At 43.2% G+C, this 17,337-nt stretch carries 16 protein-coding genes, 1 other RNA gene and 1 pseudogene; 16 read left to right on the top strand and 2 right to left on the bottom strand.

Annotation, left to right across the window (positions count from 1 at the left end; translation table 11 throughout):
• Positions 1-56: 56 nt before the first annotated feature.
• Entirely contained in the window at positions 57-2,234 is a 2,178-nt protein-coding gene (gene pbp1a / locus AC4ME5_RS05575) for a penicillin-binding protein PBP1A (RefSeq protein ID WP_491800289.1), read from the bottom strand.
• The gene (gene recU, locus AC4ME5_RS05580) at positions 2,231-2,827 is read right to left on the bottom strand and encodes a Holliday junction resolvase RecU (protein ID WP_007520634.1); all 597 of its coding nucleotides are present in this window, start codon (positions 2,825-2,827) and stop codon (positions 2,231-2,233) included. The genes pbp1a and recU overlap by 4 nt, the downstream gene beginning before the upstream one ends.
• A gap of 66 nt (positions 2,828-2,893) precedes the next feature.
• Here recU and AC4ME5_RS05585 point away from each other — a divergent pair, with 66 nt between their 5' ends.
• The 16 genes and pseudogenes from AC4ME5_RS05585 to AC4ME5_RS05660 all read left to right on the top strand — a co-directional run bounded on the left by AC4ME5_RS05585 (position 2,894) and on the right by AC4ME5_RS05660 (position 17,280).
• Positions 2,894-3,421, top strand: a complete 528-nt coding sequence (locus AC4ME5_RS05585; RefSeq protein ID WP_007520633.1) for an SLOG family protein — start codon at positions 2,894-2,896, stop codon at positions 3,419-3,421.
• Positions 3,422-3,490: 69 nt separating this feature from the next.
• Positions 3,491-3,817 (top strand): cell division regulator GpsB, encoded by a 327-nt coding sequence (gpsB, locus tag AC4ME5_RS05590; RefSeq protein WP_007520632.1) that lies wholly within the window; start codon positions 3,491-3,493, stop codon positions 3,815-3,817.
• A gap of 22 nt (positions 3,818-3,839) precedes the next feature.
• Positions 3,840-4,221: RNase P RNA component class B (rnpB, locus tag AC4ME5_RS05595), an RNA gene on the top strand.
• 83 nt (positions 4,222-4,304) lie between these two features.
• Complete coding sequence (locus AC4ME5_RS05600; protein ID WP_084917717.1) at positions 4,305-5,477, top strand: THUMP domain-containing class I SAM-dependent RNA methyltransferase; 1,173 nt, start codon at positions 4,305-4,307, stop codon at positions 5,475-5,477.
• On the top strand, positions 5,474-6,916 hold the full coding sequence (gene mapZ, locus AC4ME5_RS05605) for a cell division site-positioning protein MapZ (RefSeq protein WP_061588438.1): 1,443 nt from the start codon (positions 5,474-5,476) through the stop codon (positions 6,914-6,916). Before AC4ME5_RS05600 ends, mapZ begins: the two co-directional genes overlap by 4 nt.
• Before the next feature lie 75 nt (positions 6,917-6,991).
• Positions 6,992-8,416 (top strand): NADP-dependent phosphogluconate dehydrogenase, encoded by a 1,425-nt coding sequence (gene gnd, locus AC4ME5_RS05610; protein WP_000158758.1) that lies wholly within the window; start codon positions 6,992-6,994, stop codon positions 8,414-8,416.
• Between the two features lie 11 nt (positions 8,417-8,427).
• Positions 8,428-9,117 carry a response regulator transcription factor gene (locus AC4ME5_RS05615; protein WP_000517997.1) on the top strand — a complete coding sequence of 230 codons (690 nt, stop codon included), beginning with the start codon at positions 8,428-8,430 and terminating at the stop codon, positions 9,115-9,117.
• Between the two features lie 99 nt (positions 9,118-9,216).
• Complete coding sequence (gene cbpF / locus AC4ME5_RS05620; RefSeq protein ID WP_061588437.1) at positions 9,217-10,212, top strand: choline-binding protein CbpF; 996 nt, start codon at positions 9,217-9,219, stop codon at positions 10,210-10,212.
• 116 nt (positions 10,213-10,328) lie between these two features.
• Positions 10,329-11,207, top strand: coding sequence for a mevalonate kinase (gene mvk, locus AC4ME5_RS05625; RefSeq protein WP_491800290.1), 879 nt, complete (start codon positions 10,329-10,331; stop codon positions 11,205-11,207).
• Positions 11,189-12,142, top strand: a complete 954-nt coding sequence (mvaD, locus tag AC4ME5_RS05630) for a diphosphomevalonate decarboxylase (protein ID WP_272153995.1) — start codon at positions 11,189-11,191, stop codon at positions 12,140-12,142. The genes mvk and mvaD overlap by 19 nt, the downstream gene beginning before the upstream one ends.
• Complete coding sequence (locus AC4ME5_RS05635) at positions 12,129-13,136, top strand: phosphomevalonate kinase (protein WP_491800291.1); 1,008 nt, start codon at positions 12,129-12,131, stop codon at positions 13,134-13,136. The genes mvaD and AC4ME5_RS05635 overlap by 14 nt, the downstream gene beginning before the upstream one ends.
• On the top strand, positions 13,120-14,121 hold the full coding sequence (gene fni / locus AC4ME5_RS05640) for a type 2 isopentenyl-diphosphate Delta-isomerase (RefSeq protein ID WP_491800292.1): 1,002 nt from the start codon (positions 13,120-13,122) through the stop codon (positions 14,119-14,121). The genes AC4ME5_RS05635 and fni overlap by 17 nt, the downstream gene beginning before the upstream one ends.
• A gap of 166 nt (positions 14,122-14,287) precedes the next feature.
• A complete protein-coding gene (gene liaF, locus AC4ME5_RS05645; RefSeq protein ID WP_485646096.1) occupies positions 14,288-14,986 on the top strand; it encodes a cell wall-active antibiotics response protein LiaF in 699 nt (232 codons plus the stop codon).
• Entirely contained in the window at positions 14,983-15,978 is a 996-nt protein-coding gene (locus AC4ME5_RS05650) for an envelope stress sensor histidine kinase LiaS (protein ID WP_491800293.1), read from the top strand. The genes liaF and AC4ME5_RS05650 overlap by 4 nt, the downstream gene beginning before the upstream one ends.
• Before the next feature lie 13 nt (positions 15,979-15,991).
• Entirely contained in the window at positions 15,992-16,624 is a 633-nt protein-coding gene (locus tag AC4ME5_RS05655; RefSeq protein ID WP_491800294.1) for a response regulator transcription factor, read from the top strand.
• Positions 16,625-17,280 (top strand): annotated as a pseudogene (locus tag AC4ME5_RS05660) (DNA alkylation repair protein). It abuts the gene before it with no gap.
• The last annotated feature ends 57 nt before the right edge of the window (positions 17,281-17,337 follow it).

Below are 17,337 nucleotides of genomic sequence, written 5' to 3' on the forward strand. Positions count from 1 at the left end.
AATGATATGGATTTTAACCTTTTAACACTATTTGATCATTTTTAAATTGGGTTTAATTATCGTCTTCGAGGTTGTATCTGGGGTGTTTGATTTTGCTCGCTGGTTCTTGGGTTTGGTTGTTGTGTATTGTTTTCGCTCGTACCCGAATTTGGAGTTGTTGTACTTTCTTGCGTACTAGAACTCTCTGAAGTTGAGCTAGAGCTTTCAGGTGTCGAGCTTTCAGGTGTCGAGCTTTCAGGTGTTGAACTTTGCTGAGGAGCAGTCCACACAGAACGTGCACCCTTTTTAAAGACGAATTCTCCACCTCTGTAGAGTCCTTCTGGCATAGTCCAGTCATCAGGATGATCATCTTCAGATAAATAAGTCATCATCGAACGGTAAACCTTAGCAGCAACATAGAAGCCATCACCAACGATAGGAGTCAGGCGATTCGAGTAACCAGTCCAAACGGCCATTGAATATTTACGAGTATACCCAACGAACATTTCGTCTGGAGCTACATAACCAGTGTTCTTGATGTAGTTTTCAATCTCATCATCCGTGTAGTTTGATGTACCAGTTTTACCAGCCTGTGGCAACCAAGGGAGGTAGGCTCCTCGACCAGTTCCATATGCCAAGACAGTTTTCATCATATCTGTCATCATATAGGCTGTCGTTTCTTTCATGGCACGAGTACCAGGATCAGAGAATTCTTTCGAACTGCCATCACTAAAGACAATTTTGTTAATATACATCGGTTTGCGGTAGATACCACCGTTAGCAAAAGCCGCGTAAGCAGCAGCCATCTTTTCGCTACTTGCTCCATACTTTTTATCAGATTCAGTTGTATTACTTGAAATGGCATTTGCATAGTGCATATCTGGATAGTCAATACCAAGTCCATTTAGGAAGGTTTTGGCTCTGTCTAAACCAACCTTATTCAAGGTTTCTACAGCTGGAACATTCCGTGATTGCTGGAGAGCATACTGGAGTGTTATGTTTCCAAAGTAACTTCTATCCCAGTTGTAGACGGGAGTGTCTGTTCCAGGATAATTGTAAGGAACATCGTGAACAATTGAAGCAGTTGAATCATAGATATCGTACTCCAAAGCTGGGGCATAATCTGTGATTGGCTTCATCGTTGATCCCCAGTCTCGGTTGGTTTCAACAGCTTGGTTGATTCCAAAGGAAACGTTGCTTGATTGGTGACGAGAACCTAGTTGGGCTATAACTTTTCCGTTTGTGACATCAACAATCGTAGAAGCCACTTGCAACTCATCATCTGGATAGTTGACATACTCTTCCGTATTGTAAATATCCCAGAGACGTTGTTGAACCTTAGAATCAACGTTTGTGTAGACTTCCATACCCGTCGTTAAAAGGTTATAACCTGTTTCCTGTTCAACTTGGTCAATCACCTCTTTGAGGTAATTATCCATGTATGGAGGATAACTGTTAGCCGATTTTAGGCTTTGAAGTCCATCTGTAATCGGAGTATTAATCGATTTTTCATATTGCTCAGCTGAAATGTAACCTTGCCCCTTCATCTCAGAGAGGACGAGATTGCGTCGTTCTTGAGCTGCTTCTGGATGTGAGTATGGATCATACTGATTTGGCGCCTGAGGCATTCCAGCAAGGAGAGCCAACTGCGGGATACTCAAATCTTTAAGGTCCTTACCATAGTAATTTTGGGCAGCAGTCTGCATACCATAGTTACCGTTTGACATATAGACCTTGTTGATGTAGTAGGTCAAGATCTCTTGTTTAGTCGCTTTTTGTTCTAGCTGAACGGCTAACCAAGCTTCCTGAGCCTTACGAGAAAGGGTTTGATCAGAAGTTGACGTAGAAAAATAAGTTAACTTAATCAACTGCTGCGTCAAGGTTGAAGCTCCTTGCAGACCTCCACCACCACGAAGGTTTCGGAGGGTAGCACCTAGGATACGGATCGTGTCAATTCCTCGGTGATTAAAGAAGCGATGGTCCTCAATCGAAACAATAGCGTTGACCAAATCGGTCGGTATTTCGTTTGCTTGTGCATTGACCCTACGTTCTGATCCGAGATCGGCAATGAGTTCATCGTTTTTGTCATAGATCTTGCTAGACGTTGTAGCGACTAGTTTACTTTCAGATAGGGCTGGAGCCTTGCTAACATAGTAGAGGAAGAGTCCTCCACCTAGCACAACTGCTGCGATAAATACAGTTAAGAGACAGATGCTGACATACTTAGCTATTCGCAGGATAGTTTGTTTGTTCATCTTGTTTTACCACCTAGTAAATGTTCTTTGATAATATCGAGATAGGGAATCTGGGGAAAGGCACCAGGCTCAATCCTATATCCATTTTCTCGAATATATCCAAGTGGCATTGACTTTTGTCCCCTATCTTGATGATAGAAACGAATCAAGTCAATGGCCGGCAATAAATAAGTTTCTTGCTGAGAAGCAAAGTGAAGAAGGACAAAGCAGATTCCTCGCTGAGCAAGGACCTGTTCCATATGCTGAATCTGATGGTGATGGAAATTCTTCATCGGAATTGCATTTCTTTGCCTAGTTTCCTTTGCTTCAAAGTCGATGTAATATCCATCATAAACCCCTGAATAGTCTGTGGTTGAAGCTTGTCTGAAGTAGGCTTCAACGATCTTAGCTCGACTTCGTTGGGGATAGTCGACACGTACGATTTGGATGGGAGTTGGTTTCTTGTGAATCACTGCTAGCCCATGTGACAAATAGTAGTCGTTCGTAGCGTTGATCATCTTTTCAAAAGACATTCCCCGATTTGCGAAATTTTTAGTTTGTGACGGGGGAGCTTGTCTCTTCTGTGATGAAATTTTATGTGGATAGTTGACCATAATTCTCCTTATTGGTACAATAACATCACTCTATTATATCATAAATTTACAAAGAAAGGGTTAAAAATGACAACAGCCTTGATTTTAGGCTATTCTGCCTTCGACCTTGGTCTCTTTAATGATAAGGATATTCGCGTTGATATTATCAAAACAGCTATTCGGAGAGACCTGGAGCGTTTAGCGGAGGAAGGGGTGAACTGGCTTGTATTTACTGGGGCTCTGGGCTTTGAGTACTGGGTGCTTCAGGTGGCAAAAGACATGAAAATAGACTATGGATTTCAGCTGGCGACCATTTTTGATTTTGAAACCCATGGCAGTAACTGGAATGAAGCCAATCAAGTGAAGTTGAGCGAATTCAAGCAAGTTGATTTTGTCAAATATGCCTATTCACAGTATGAACACAAGGGACAACTACGTGATTATCAGAAATTCTTACTGGAGAACACAGATATTTGCTATCTTTTTTATGATGAAGAAAAGGAAACTAAGTTACAATATTTTTATCAAATGATGAAAAATCAAGCGGACTATGTTACAAGACGATTAACATTTGAGGATTTGAATGAACTAGCAGAAAATTTTTCTGAAAAGTAACCCTTTGACCTTGATTTTTACTTGTCTTTTTTTATATAATAATACTAGTAACCCAGAATGGAGAGAGACATGGCAAGTATTATATTTTCAGCAAAAGATATTTTTGAACAAGAGTTTGGACGCGAAGTACGTGGATATAGCAGAGCAGAGGTGGATGAATTCCTAGATGATGTGATTAAGGATTATGAAACCTACGCGGCTTTGGTTAAATCCCTTCGCCAAGAAATTGCCGATTTGAAGGAGGAGTTGTCTCGTAAACCACAGGCGGCTCCAACTCAGCCTGATTCTATCGAAGTTGCCGCTTCTACCTCGATGACAAATTTTGATATTTTGAAACGCTTAAATCGTCTCGAAAAAGAAGTATTTGGTAAGCAAGTCTTAGACAATCAAGATTGATATTGAGTAAGGGATGAGTGCAATTTTTGGATAATCGCGTGAAGAGAATCTCTTTTCATGAGGAAAGTCCATGCTAGCACAGGCTGTGATGCCTGTAGTGTTTGTGCTAGGCGAAACCATAAGCCTAGGGACGAGAGATCGTTACGGCAGTCGAAATGGCTAAGTCTTCGGATAGGTCAGAATAGGCTTGAAAGTGCCACAGTGACGGAGTCTTTCTGGAAACGGAGAGAGTGGAACGCGGTAAACCCCTCAAGCTAGCAACCCAAATTTTGGTCGGGGCATGGAGTGCACGGAAACGAACGTAGTACTCTGACTACTAGCAGATTTATGCTGTTAGTGGTAGACAGATGATTATCGAAGGAAGTGGTCCTAGTCACTTCTGGAACAAAACATGGCTTATAGAAAATTGCATATAGGTTGGGGCTGAGAAATCTTTCTCAACCTCATTTTTTAAAGTGAACAAAAGAAAGGTCTTGCAAGACTAGAAATGAAAGAACAATTTAATTTAATCGCAACTGCTGCGGCGGGTCTTGAGGCTGTCGTTGGACGTGAGGTGCGAGACCTTGGTTATGATTGCCAGGTTGAAAATGGGCGTGTCCGCTTCCAAGGAGATGTGAAGGCAATCATTGAGACCAATCTTTGGCTTCGTGCAGCGGATCGCATCAAGATTGTAGTTGGAAGCTTTCCAGCTAAGACCTTTGAAGAGCTTTTTCAAGGTGTTTTTGCTCTAGATTGGGAAAATTATCTCCCGCTAGGAGCACGTTTCCCGATTTCAAAGGCCAAATGTGTTAAGTCAAAACTTCATAACGAGCCCAGTGTTCAGGCCATTTCTAAGAAAGCTGTTGTGAAGAAATTACAAAAACACTATGCCCGCCCGGAAGGAGTTCCTTTGATGGAAACTGGTCCTGAGTTTAAGATTGAGGTGTCCATCCTTAAGGATGTGGCAACTGTTATGATTGACACGACAGGTTCTAGCCTCTTTAAACGAGGTTATCGTACGGAAAAAGGTGGAGCGCCAATCAAGGAAAATATGGCAGCGGCCATTTTACAACTATCTAACTGGTATCCAGACAAGCCCTTGATTGATCCGACTTGTGGTTCAGGAACTTTCTGTATTGAGGCGGCTATGATTGCCAGAAAGATGGCGCCGGGTCTTCGCCGTTCCTTTGCTTTTGAGGAATGGAACTGGGTTAGCGATCGGTTAATCCAAGAGGTCCGTACTGATGCTGCTAAGAAAATTAATCGTGAGATAGAACTGGATATCATGGGCTGTGATATTGATGCTCGTATGGTAGAAATTGCCAAGGCAAATGCCCAAGCAGCAGGTATTGCAGGAGATATCGCCTTTAAGCAAATGCGGGTACAAGATTTGCGCTCAGACAAGGTAAATGGAGTCATCATTTCCAATCCACCATATGGGGAGCGCTTGTCCGATGATGCAGGAGTTACGAAACTTTATGCTGAGATGGGACAGGTCTTTGCGCCACTGAAAACCTGGAGTAAGTTTATCCTGACCAGTGACGAAGCTTTTGAAAGTAAGTATGGAAGTCCAGCAGATAAAAAACGAAAACTTTATAACGGGACCTTAAAAGTGGATTTGTATCAATACTTTGGTCAGCGTGTGAAACGCCAAGAGGTAAATAGAAAGGTAAACTCATGAGCAAGAAAAGACATGATCGTCATAAAAAAGGACATCAAGAACCCAAATTCGGCTTTGATGAAGCAAAAGATTTGACTGTTGGTCAAGTAATTCGTAAGAACGAAGAGGTGGAAGCTGGAGTATTGCCTGAGGACAATATCTTGGACAAATACATCAAACAGCACCGTGAAGAAATCGAAGCCGACAAGTTTGAAACTCGTCAGTTTAAAAAAGAAGAACTGGCTTCTACTCAAAGTCTAGAAGATATGATTCAAGAAGTGCGAGAATCTAGTGAGACTTCTGGAGAGGTAGAAGAGTCAGATGTAGTTATTGAGAAATCTATTGAAGAGATAGACAATGAAGAAACTACTCAGTTTGTTTCCCCGCTTCAAGATGAGGAAAGTACTGAAATAGAGCCTCTCGTTTTAACAGAAACAGCATCCAAGGAAATGAATGAGGAAAATGAGAAACAAGAAGAAACCTATACTTCCCTATCACGATCAGTACAGACGGAACCTGAAACAGGCTCTAAAAAGAGACGTGTGATTACCATCGTTTCTGTGGTAGCTGCAATTCTTGTTCTTGCTGGGACGTATTATGTTTACCGTCAGGTATCTCGTTCGAGCCAAGAAATCCAGTCTTCTCAATCATCTTCAGGAAATCAGGAATCGCAAACTGACTTGCAAGAGTTTAATACGCTCTATGATTCCTTCTATACAGATGAAAATAAGACAGCGTTAAAAAATAGCCAGTTCGATAAGTTGAGTCAACTGAAAACCTTGCTAGATAAGTTAGAAGGCAGTCGTGATCATACATTAGCTAAGTCAAAATACGATAGTTTAGCAACTCAAATCAAGGCCATCCAAGATGTCAATGCCCTCTTTGAAAGTCCAGCTATTACTGATGGTATCTTGGATACTAATGCAAAGGCCAAGGCAGACGCTAAGTTTACAGAAATCAAAACAGGTAACACAGAATTAGACAAGCTCTTGGATAAGGCCATTAGCCTTGGTAAGAGCCAACAAACCAGTGCTTCTAGTTCAAACTCAAGCTCTAGTCAAGCAAGTTCAAGTTCAGCTACAGAAAGCAATGCGAGCAGCACTACACCTTCAACAAGTACCACAGCACCAGCTAGAGATACGAATGGTGGTTTGTCTAGCGATGGTGTCAACCTTCAAAGAAGTGCTAGTCGTGTGCCATACAACCAAACAGCTGTAGACGATAGCAACAACCCTGCTTGGACTTTTGCAGATGGTGTTTTGGAACAAATCCTAGCAACATCACGTGCTCGCGGTTATATCACTGGCAATCAATATATCCTAGAACGGGTCAATATCGTAAACGGAAATGGTTATTACAACCTTTACAAACCAGATGGAACCTATCTCTTTACTCTCAACTGTAAGACGGGGTACTTTGTCGGTAATGGAGCTGGTCACGCGGATGACTTGGACTACTAGGAGTCCGTTACAAAATCCTTTCCTTTCCTAGGTAAAAATGATAAAATAAAACATATTAAACAAGAGGAGTGTCTTATGACAAAAGCTAACTTTGGTGTTGTTGGTATGGCCGTAATGGGTCGTAACCTTGCCCTAAATATCGAATCTCGTGGCTACACAGTTGCCATTTACAACCGTAGTAAAGAAAAAACAGAAGACGTGATTGCTTGCCATCCAGAAAAGAAATTTGTACCAAGCTATGACGTGGAAAGTTTTGTAAACTCAATCGAGAAGCCTCGTCGCATCATGCTGATGGTTCAAGCTGGACCTGGTACAGATGCTACGATCCAAGCCCTTCTTCCACACCTTGACAAGGGTGATATCTTGATTGATGGAGGAAATACTTTCTACAAAGATACCATCCGTCGTAATGAAGAATTGGCAAACTCAGGTATCAACTTTATCGGTACTGGGGTTTCTGGTGGTGAAAAAGGTGCCCTTGAAGGTCCTTCTATCATGCCTGGTGGACAAAAAGAAGCCTACGAATTGGTTGCTGATGTTCTCGAAGAAATCTCAGCTAAAGCACCAGAAGATGGCAAACCATGTGTGACTTACATCGGTCCTGATGGAGCTGGTCACTATGTGAAAATGGTTCACAACGGTATCGAGTATGGTGACATGCAATTGATCGCAGAAAGCTATGACCTTATGCAACACTTGCTAGGCCTTTCTGCAGAAGATATGGCTGAAATCTTTACTGAGTGGAACAAGGGTGAATTGGACAGCTACTTGATTGAAATCACAGCTGATATCCTAAGCCGTAAAGACGATGAAGGTCAAGAAGGACCAATCGTAGACTACATCCTTGACGCTGCAGGTAACAAAGGAACTGGTAAATGGACTAGCCAATCATCACTTGACCTTGGTGTACCATTGTCACTCATCACGGAGTCAGTATTTGCCCGCTACATCTCTACTTACAAAGAAGAGCGTGTACATGCTAGCAAGGTACTTCCAAAACCAGCCGCCTTCAAGTTTGAAGGAGACAAGGCTGAGTTGATTGAAAAGATTCGTCAAGCCCTTTACTTCTCAAAAATCATTTCATACGCACAAGGTTTTGCCCAATTGCGTGTAGCTTCTAAAGAAAACAACTGGAACTTGCCATTTGCGGACATCGCATCTATCTGGCGTGCTGGCTGTATCATCCGTTCTCGTTTCTTGCAAAAGATCACTGATGCTTACAACCGTGATGCAGACCTTGCCAACCTTCTTTTGGATGAGTACTTCTTGGATGTAACAGCGAAATACCAACAATCTGTACGTGATATCGTAGCACTTGCTGTTCAAGCTGGTGTACCAGTACCAACTTTCTCAGCAGCCATTACTTACTTTGATAGCTATCGTTCAGCTGACCTTCCAGCTAACTTGATCCAAGCACAACGTGACTACTTCGGTGCTCACACTTACCAACGTAAAGACAAAGAAGGAACATTCCACTACTCTTGGTATGACGAAAAATAAGTAGGTCTGCCATGGGGAAACGGATTTTATTACTTGAGAAAGAACGAAATTTAGCTCATTTTCTCAGTCTGGAACTCCAAAAAGAGCAATACCGTGTTGATCTGGTAGATGAAGGGCAAAAAGCCCTCTCCATGGCTCTCCAGACGGACTATGACTTGATTTTACTGAATGCTCATCTGGGGGATATGACGGCCCAGGATTTTGCAGACAAGCTGAGTCGGACAAAACCTGCCTCAGTGATCATGGTCTTGGACCATCGTGAAGAATTGCAAGACCAGATTGAGACAATCCAGCGCTTTGCCGTTTCTTACATCTATAAGCCAGTGATTATTGATAATCTGGTAGCCCGTATTTCAGCGATTTTCCGAGGTCGGGACTTCATTGACCAACACTGTAGTCAGATGAAAGTTCCAACGTCTTACCGCAACCTACGTATGGATGTAGAACATCATACCGTTTATCGTGGCGAGGAGATGATTGCTCTGACGCGCCGTGAGTATGACCTCTTGGCTACTCTCATGGGAAGCAAGAAAGTCTTGACTCGTGAGCAGTTATTGGAAAGTGTTTGGAAGTACGAAAGTGCGACAGAAACCAATATCGTGGATGTTTATATCCGTTATCTACGTAGCAAGCTTGATGTAAAAGGTCAAAAAAGCTACATTAAAACTGTGCGTGGTGTTGGTTACACCATGCAAGAATAGAAAAGCAGTTGCAGTTGTGTAACTGCTTTTTTTGAGGAATTTCTATATATTGACATACAGTCGGGTCTTTGCTACAATCAGTTATGGAGGAAAGATCGAATGAAAAAATTTAAAATAATGATGCAAGTTGGACTGACAGTTTCTTTATTTGCTTTGTTAGCGACAAGCACCGTCTTTGCGGATGATACTGATTCAGAAGGCTGGCAATTTGTCCAAGAAAATGGTAGAACCTACTACAAGAAGGGAGAACTCAAAGAAACCTACTGGCGAGTGATTGATGGGAAGTACTATTATTTTGATCCTTTATCTGGAGAAATGGTTGTCGGCTGGCAATATATACCTGCTCCACACAAAGGGGTTACGATTGGTTCTTCTCTAAGGCAAGATATTGCTTTTAGACCAGATTGGTTTTACTTTGGTCAAGATGGGGTATTACAAGAATTTGTTGGTAAGCAAGTTTTAGAAGCAAAAACTGCTACAAATACCAACAAACATCATGGGGAACAATATGATAGTCCAGCAGAGAAACGAGTCTATTATTTTGAAGATCAGCGTAGCTATCACACTTTAAAAACTGGTTGGATTTCTGACGGAGGGCATTGGTATTATTTACAGGAGGATGGTAGCTTCGATGCTCGTATCGACAGTTTAATGGTTGGGGAGCCAGTACGTGGTTGGATCAATGATAACTCAACTTGGTACTATCTCGATCCAACAACTGCTGCAATGCAAACTGGGTGGCAACAACTTGGCAATAAGTGGTACTATCTCCGTTCATCAGGATCTATGGCAACTGGTTGGTACCAGGAAGGCTCCACTTGGTATTATTTAGACGAGCCAAATGGCGATATGAAAACGGGCTGGCAATACCTTGGGAACAAGTGGTACTATCTCCGTTCATCAGGATCTATGGCAACTGGCTGGTATCAGGAAGGCTCGATTTGGTACTACTTACATGCAAGTAATGGAGATATGAAGACAGGCTGGTTCCAGGTCAATGGCAAATGGTACTACGCTTACAGCTCAGGTGCTTTAGCAGTGAATACGACCGTAGAAGGCTATTCGGTCAACTATAATGGCGAGTGGGTTCAATAATGAAAGAGGCGATTGTGAAGGAAACAATCGCTTTTTTTGTGAAAATATAATAAAATAGATAGGAGAAATACTACTGTATGAAATGAGACGGTCTTTTCGTCTGGTTAAAGGAAAACATGACAAAAAAGGTTGGTGTCGGTCAGGCACATAGTAAGATTATTTTAATAGGGGAGCATGCGGTCGTATACGGCTATCCTGCCATTTCCCTGCCTCTCTTAGAGGTGGAGGTGACATGTAAGGTGGTCCCTGCTGAAAGTCCGTGGCGTCTCTATGAGGAGGATACCTTGTCCATGGCGGTTTATGCTTCGCTGGAGTATTTGGATATCAAAGAAGCCTGCATTCGATGTGTGATTGACTCGGCTATCCCTGAAAAACGGGGAATGGGTTCGTCAGCTGCTATCAGCATAGCAGCCATTCGAGCTGTTTTTGACTACTATCAAGCCGACCTGCCTCATGATGTACTAGAAATCTTGGTCAATCGGGCTGAGATGATTGCCCATATGAATCCAAGCGGTTTGGATGCTAAGACCTGTCTCAGTGACCAGCCCATTCGCTTTATCAAGAATGTTGGTTTTACAGAACTTGAGATGAACCTATCTGCCTATTTGGTGATTGCAGATACAGGTGTGTATGGTCACACTCGTGAAGCCATCCAAGTGGTTCAAAGCAAGGGGAAGGATGCTCTGCCGTTTTTGCATGCCCTGGGAGAATTGACCCAGCAGGCAGAAGAGGCAATTAGACGAAAAGATGCTGAGGGACTGGGACAAATCTTCAGTCAAGCGCATTTACATTTAAAAGAAATTGGTGTTAGTAGCCCTGAGGCAGACTCCCTCGTTGAAACGGCTCTGAGCCAGGGTGCTCTAGGTGCCAAGATGAGTGGTGGTGGACTTGGGGGCTGTATTATCGCCTTGGTAGCCAATCTGGACCAAGCACAAGAACTAGCAAAACGATTAGAAGAGAAAGGAGCTGTTCAGACATGGATCGAAAGCCTGTAACAGTACGTTCCTACGCAAATATTGCCATTATCAAATATTGGGGAAAGAAAAAAGAAAAAGAGATGGTTCCTGCTACTAGCAGCATCTCTCTGACTTTGGAAAATATGTACACGGAGACGACTTTGTCATCTCTACCGACGGATGCGACTGCTGATGCCTTTTATATCAATGGTCAACTTCAGAGTGAGGCTGAGCATGCCAAAATGAGCAAAATCATTGACCGTTACCGCCCAGAAGGTGAGGGCTTTGTCCGTATTGATACCCAAAACAACATGCCTACCGCAGCGGGCTTGTCCTCAAGTTCCAGTGGTTTGTCCGCCTTGGTCAAGGCATGCAATGCTTATTTCCAGCTTGGTTTGGATCGGAGTCAGTTGGCGCAGGAGGCTAAGTTCGCTTCAGGTTCTTCCTCTCGTAGTTTTTATGGACCACTAGGTGCCTGGGATAAGGATAGTGGGGAAATCTACTCTGTTGATACAGACCTGAAACTAGCTATGATTATGTTGGTGCTAGAGGACAAGAAAAAACCAATCTCTAGCCGTGATGGGATGAAACTCTGTGTGGAAACCTCGACGACCTTTGATGACTGGGTACGCCAGTCTGAGAAGGATTATCAGGATATGCTGGTTTATCTCAAAGAGAATAACTTTGCCAAGGTTGGGGAATTAACGGAGAAAAATGCCCTAGCTATGCACGCTACGACCAAAACTGCTAGTCCAGCCTTTTCTTATCTGACGGATGCGACTTATAAAGCGATGGACTTTGTCCGCCAACTTCGTGAGCAAGGAGAAGCCTGCTACTTTACCATGGATGCCGGTCCCAATGTCAAGGTCCTCTGTCAGGAGAAAGACTTGGAGCATTTATCAGAAATTTTCGGTCAACGTTACCGCTTGATTGTGTCAAAAACAAAGGATTTGAGCCAAGATGATTGCTGTTAAAACTTGCGGGAAACTCTATTGGGCAGGTGAATATGCTATTTTAGAGCCAGGACAGTTAGCCTTGATAAAGGCTATACCCATCTATATGAAGGCTGAGATCGCTTTTTCTGATAGTTACCGTATCTACTCAGACATGTTTGACTTTGCAGTGGACTTGACGCCAAATCCTGACTACAGCTTGATTCAAGAAACGATTGCTTTAGTGGGAGATTTCCTGACTTATCGAGGTCAGGAGCTAAGACCTTTTTCCGTGGAAATCCGTGGCAAAATGGAACGGGAAGGCAAAAAGTTTGGTCTGGGTTCGAGTGGCAGCGTCGTTGTCTTGGTGATCAAGGCCCTGCTGGCTCTATATGATATTACGGTTGATCAGGAACTCTTGTTCAAGCTGGCTAGCGCGGTCTTACTCAAGCGAGGAGACAATGGTTCTATGGGAGACCTTGCCTGTATCGTGGCAGAGGATTTGGTTCTCTACCAGTCATTTGATCGCCAGAAGGTGGCTGCTTGGTTGGAAGAAGAAAACTTGACTACAGTTTTGGAGCGTGATTGGGGATTTTCCATCTTACAAGTGAAATTTACCCTAGAATGTGATTTCCTAGTGGGATGGACCAAGGAAGTGGCTGTATCGAGTCAAATGGTCAAGCAAATCAAGCAAAATATCAATCAGAATTTTTTAACTTCCTCAAAAGCAACGGTGGTTGCTTTGGTAGAAGCCTTGGAGCAGGGAAATGCAGAAAAAATTATCGAGCAGGTGGGAACAGCCAGTCAGCTTTTAGAAGGCTTGAGCGCAGATATTTACACGCCTTCGCTGAGACAGTTGAAAGAAGCCAGTCAATATTTGCTGGCTGTTGCCAAAAGTAGTGGCGCTGGTGGTGGTGACTGTGGAATTGCCTTGAGTTTTGATGAACAATCAACTGAAATCATAAAAAATCGCTGGGCCGATCTGGGGATTGAGCTCTTATACCAAGAAAGGATAGGACATGACGACAAATCGTAAGGACGAGCACATCCGCTATGCCCTTGAGCAGAAAAGTTCCTATAATAGCTTTGATGAGGTGGAGTTGATTCATTCTTCCCTGCCTCTTTACGATCTGGATGAAATTGATCTTTCGACTGAGTTTGCAGGTCGAAAGTGGGACTTTCCTTTTTATATCAATGCCATGACAGGTGGGAGCGATAAGGGGAGAGAAATCAATCAAAAGCTGGCTCAGGTGGCAGAAGCCTGTGGGATTTTGTTTGTGACGGGATCTTATAGCGCAGCCCTAAAAAATCCTACAGATGACTCTTTTTCTGTCAAGACTAGCCATCCAAATCTCCTCCTTGGAACCAATATTGGCTTGGACAAGCCTGTTGAACTTGGTTTGCAGACTGTGACGGAGATGAATCCGCTACTTTTACAAGTGCATGTCAATGTCATGCAGGAATTACTCATGCCTGAGGGAGAAAGGAAGTTCAGAAGCTGGTATTCGCATCTGGCAGACTATAGCAAACAAATCCCCGTTCCTATTATTCTCAAGGAAGTAGGCTTTGGAATGGATGTGAAGACCATCGAAAGAGCCTATGAACTGGGCGTTCGAACGGTTGACCTGTCGGGTCGTGGTGGCACCAGCTTTGCTTACATTGAAAACCGTCGCAGTGGCCAGCATGATTACCTTAATCAATGGGGCCAGTCCACCATGCAAGCCCTCCTCAATGCCCAAGACTGGAAAGACAAGGTCGAACTCTTGGTCAGTGGAGGCGTTCGGAATCCGCTGGATATGATTAAGTGCTTGGTCTTTGGAGCCAAGGCTGTGGGATTGTCACGAACCATGTTAGAGCTAGTAGAAAATCACTCAGTTGAAGAAGTGATTACGATTGTCCAAGGATGGAAAGCAGATTTACGCTTGATTATGTGTGCCCTCAACTGTGTCACCATAGCTGATCTGCAAAAAGTAGACTACATTCTATATGGAAAACTAAAAGAAGCTAAAGATCAGATGTAGAGAGGTCGGGACAAGAATCCCGCTCTTTTTTGTATCTCTTTGTCAACTGTAGTGAGTTGATGAAACCAAGCTTGTGCGAGCGATTTCTGTCCCATCTCCTTTTTCCATCCTCAGACCGAGGTGACTTTTTTGAATTGTGATAAAATAGAAGGGAGAGGATGCAGCTATGAAAAAATTTCAAATCTTTTTATTTATTGAAGCCTGTCTGTTGACGGGAGCTCTGATTTTGATGGTATCAGAGCATTTTTCGCGTTTTTTACTGATTCTATTCCTCTTTTTGCTCTTGCTCCGCTATTATACAGGTAAGGAGGGCAATAATGTCTTCCTCCTTGTAGCGACTATTCTTTTCTTTTTTATCGTCATGCTCAATCCCTTTGTGATATTAGCTATCTTTGTGGCAGTTATCTATAGTCTCTTTCTTCTCTATCCAATGATGAATCAAGAAAGAGGGGATACGGACTTGGTCTTTGAAGAGGTGGTGACGGTTAAAAATGAACGCAATCCTTGGTTTGGCAATCTCCATCATTTCTCTAGCCATCAGACCTGCCAGTTTGACGATATCAATCTCTTCCGCCTCATGGGTAAGGACACCATTCATCTAGAAAGAGTTATCCTAACCAATCATGACAATGTCATTATCCTTAGAAAGATGGTCGGGACGACTAGGATTATCGTACCTGTAGATGTGGAAATCAGCCTCAGTGTTAACTGTCTTTATGGAGATCTAACTTTCCTCCATCAACCCAAGCGAGCCCTCCGCAATGAACACTATCATCAGGAGACCAGAGACTATCTCAAGAGTAACAAGAGCGTCAAGATTTTCCTAACTACTATGGTTGGCGATGTGGAGGTGGTCAGAGGATGAAAAAGCAATCGTATCTGTTAATCGGTCTGACTTCTTTCCTCTTTATCCTCTTTTTGACTAATAGTCTACTTGATATTTTTGAACTGGATTGGTCCTATTTGCTACAAGATATCGAAAAAACAGAGAAACTCATCTTCTTGATCTTGGTCTTTAGCCTTTCCATGACCTTCTTTTTTGTCCTTTTTTGGCGCGTGATAGAAGAAGTCTCTCGCAGAAAAATGCAGGTCAATCTCAAGCGACTGCTAGCAGGAAAAGAGGTGATCCCCTTTGCAGATCCAGACTTGGACACCAGTTTTAAGTCCTTGTATGGCAAGCTTAACCTCTTGACAGAAGCTGTTCAAAAGGCTGGAAATCAAAGCCTAGTTAAGGAAGAAGCAATCATCGAGAAAGAACGAAAGCGGATTGCACGTGACCTGCACGATACGGTTAGTCAGGAGTTGTTTGCGGCTCATATGATTTTATCAGGTGTCAGTCAACAGGCTTTGAAGCTGGATAGAGAAAAGATGCAGACCCAGTTGCAAAGTGTCGCAGCCATTCTCGAAACGGCCCAGAAAGATTTGCGGGTCTTGCTCCTACATTTGCGACCTGTAGAGTTGGAAGAGAAGAGTTTGATTGAGGGGATTCAAATCCTCTTAAAAGAGCTTGAGGACAAGAGTGATCTCAAGGTAAGCCTCAAGCAAAATGTGTCTAAATTGCCTAAAAAGATTGAAGAACATATCTTCCGTATTCTTCAGGAGTTGATCAGCAATACCCTCCGCCATGCCCAGGCATCTTGCTTAGATGTCTACCTCTATCAGACAGAGGTAGAAGTGCAGCTGAAGGTGGTGGATAATGGGATTGGTTTCCAGTTAGGGAGTTTAGACGACTTGAGTTATGGACTGCGAAATATCAAGGAGCGGGTCGAAGATATGGCAGGAACGGTTCAACTCTTGACAGCGCCTAAGCAAGGACTGGCAGTTGATATCCGTATTCCCCTGTTAGACAAGGAATGATAAAGGAGTAGAGATGAAAATTTTACTGGTAGATGACCATGAAATGGTTCGATTGGGCTTGAAAAGCTATTTTGATCTCCAAGACGATGTGGAAGTTGTGGGCGAGGCGGCCAACGGGTTTCAAGGTATTGACTTGGCCTTGGAATTGCGTCCAGATGTCATTGTCATGGATATCGTCATGCCTGAGATGAATGGGATTGACGCGACCTTAGCCATCCTCAAAGAATGGCCTGAAGCCAAGATATTAATTGTCACCTCTTACTTGGACAATGAAAAAATTATGCCGGTCTTGAATGCGGGTGCCAAAGGCTATATGCTTAAGACTTCAAGTGCAGATGAATTGCTCCATGCTGTCCGTAAGGTGGCTGCTGGTGAGCTGGCTATTGAACAAGAGGTCAGCAAGAAGGTCGAATACCACCGCAATCATATGGAACTACATGAGGAGCTGACTGCGCGTGAGCGAGACGTGCTTCAACTCATCGCCAAGGGCTACGAAAATCAACGGATCGCAGATGAACTCTTCATCTCTCTCAAGACGGTCAAGACCCACGTGTCCAACATCCTTGCCAAGCTTGAGGTTAGCGATCGCACCCAGGCAGCGGTCTATGCCTTTCAGCACCACTTGGTCGGGCAGGAGGACCTTTAGATGAGTCTTGCAGATTTACTTGAGGAGCTAGAAGCAGCAAAAGACCCTGAGAAAGCAGGCCCAATGGAAGCCTATATGCACCATCAATTTCCCTTTCTAGGCATTGCAGGTCCTGCAAGAAATGCGCTCTATAAAAAGTATTTTCCAGAAGAGAAAAAAACAAAGATTATCGATTGGGATTTTGTAGACACTTGCTGGGAAAAGGAGCCTAGAGAATACCAATATGTGGGTGCCAACTATTTGAAAGCCATGCAGTCTTATCTAACGAAGGATGATTTGCCTAAGCTTGAGCGTCTGGTCGTGACCAAGTCCTGGTGGGATACGGTAGATATCCTAGATCGAGTAGTAGGAAGTTTGGTGGCTAACCATTCGGAACTTGAAGAAGTGCTTTTAAAATGGAGCCTATCAGACAATATCTGGCTGAGACGAGTCGCTATTGATCACCAGTTGTTAAGGAAAGAGAAAACAAATGTCCAACTGATGGAAAAGATCCTGCTCAACAATCTGGACCAGACAGAATTTTTTATCAACAAAGCCATCGGCTGGGCTCTAAGAGACTACTCTAAAACCAATCCCGAATGGGTAGCACGTTTTATTGAAAAAATAAGAAGAGAATGGCTGAACTTAGTATCAAGGAAGCGAGCAAGTACCTCTAGCACTATTGAAAAGCGCATTCATTACTTGAAAAAAGTCGCTATTATATGGTATAATGG

The organism is Streptococcus sp. A69, from assembly GCF_058556195.1.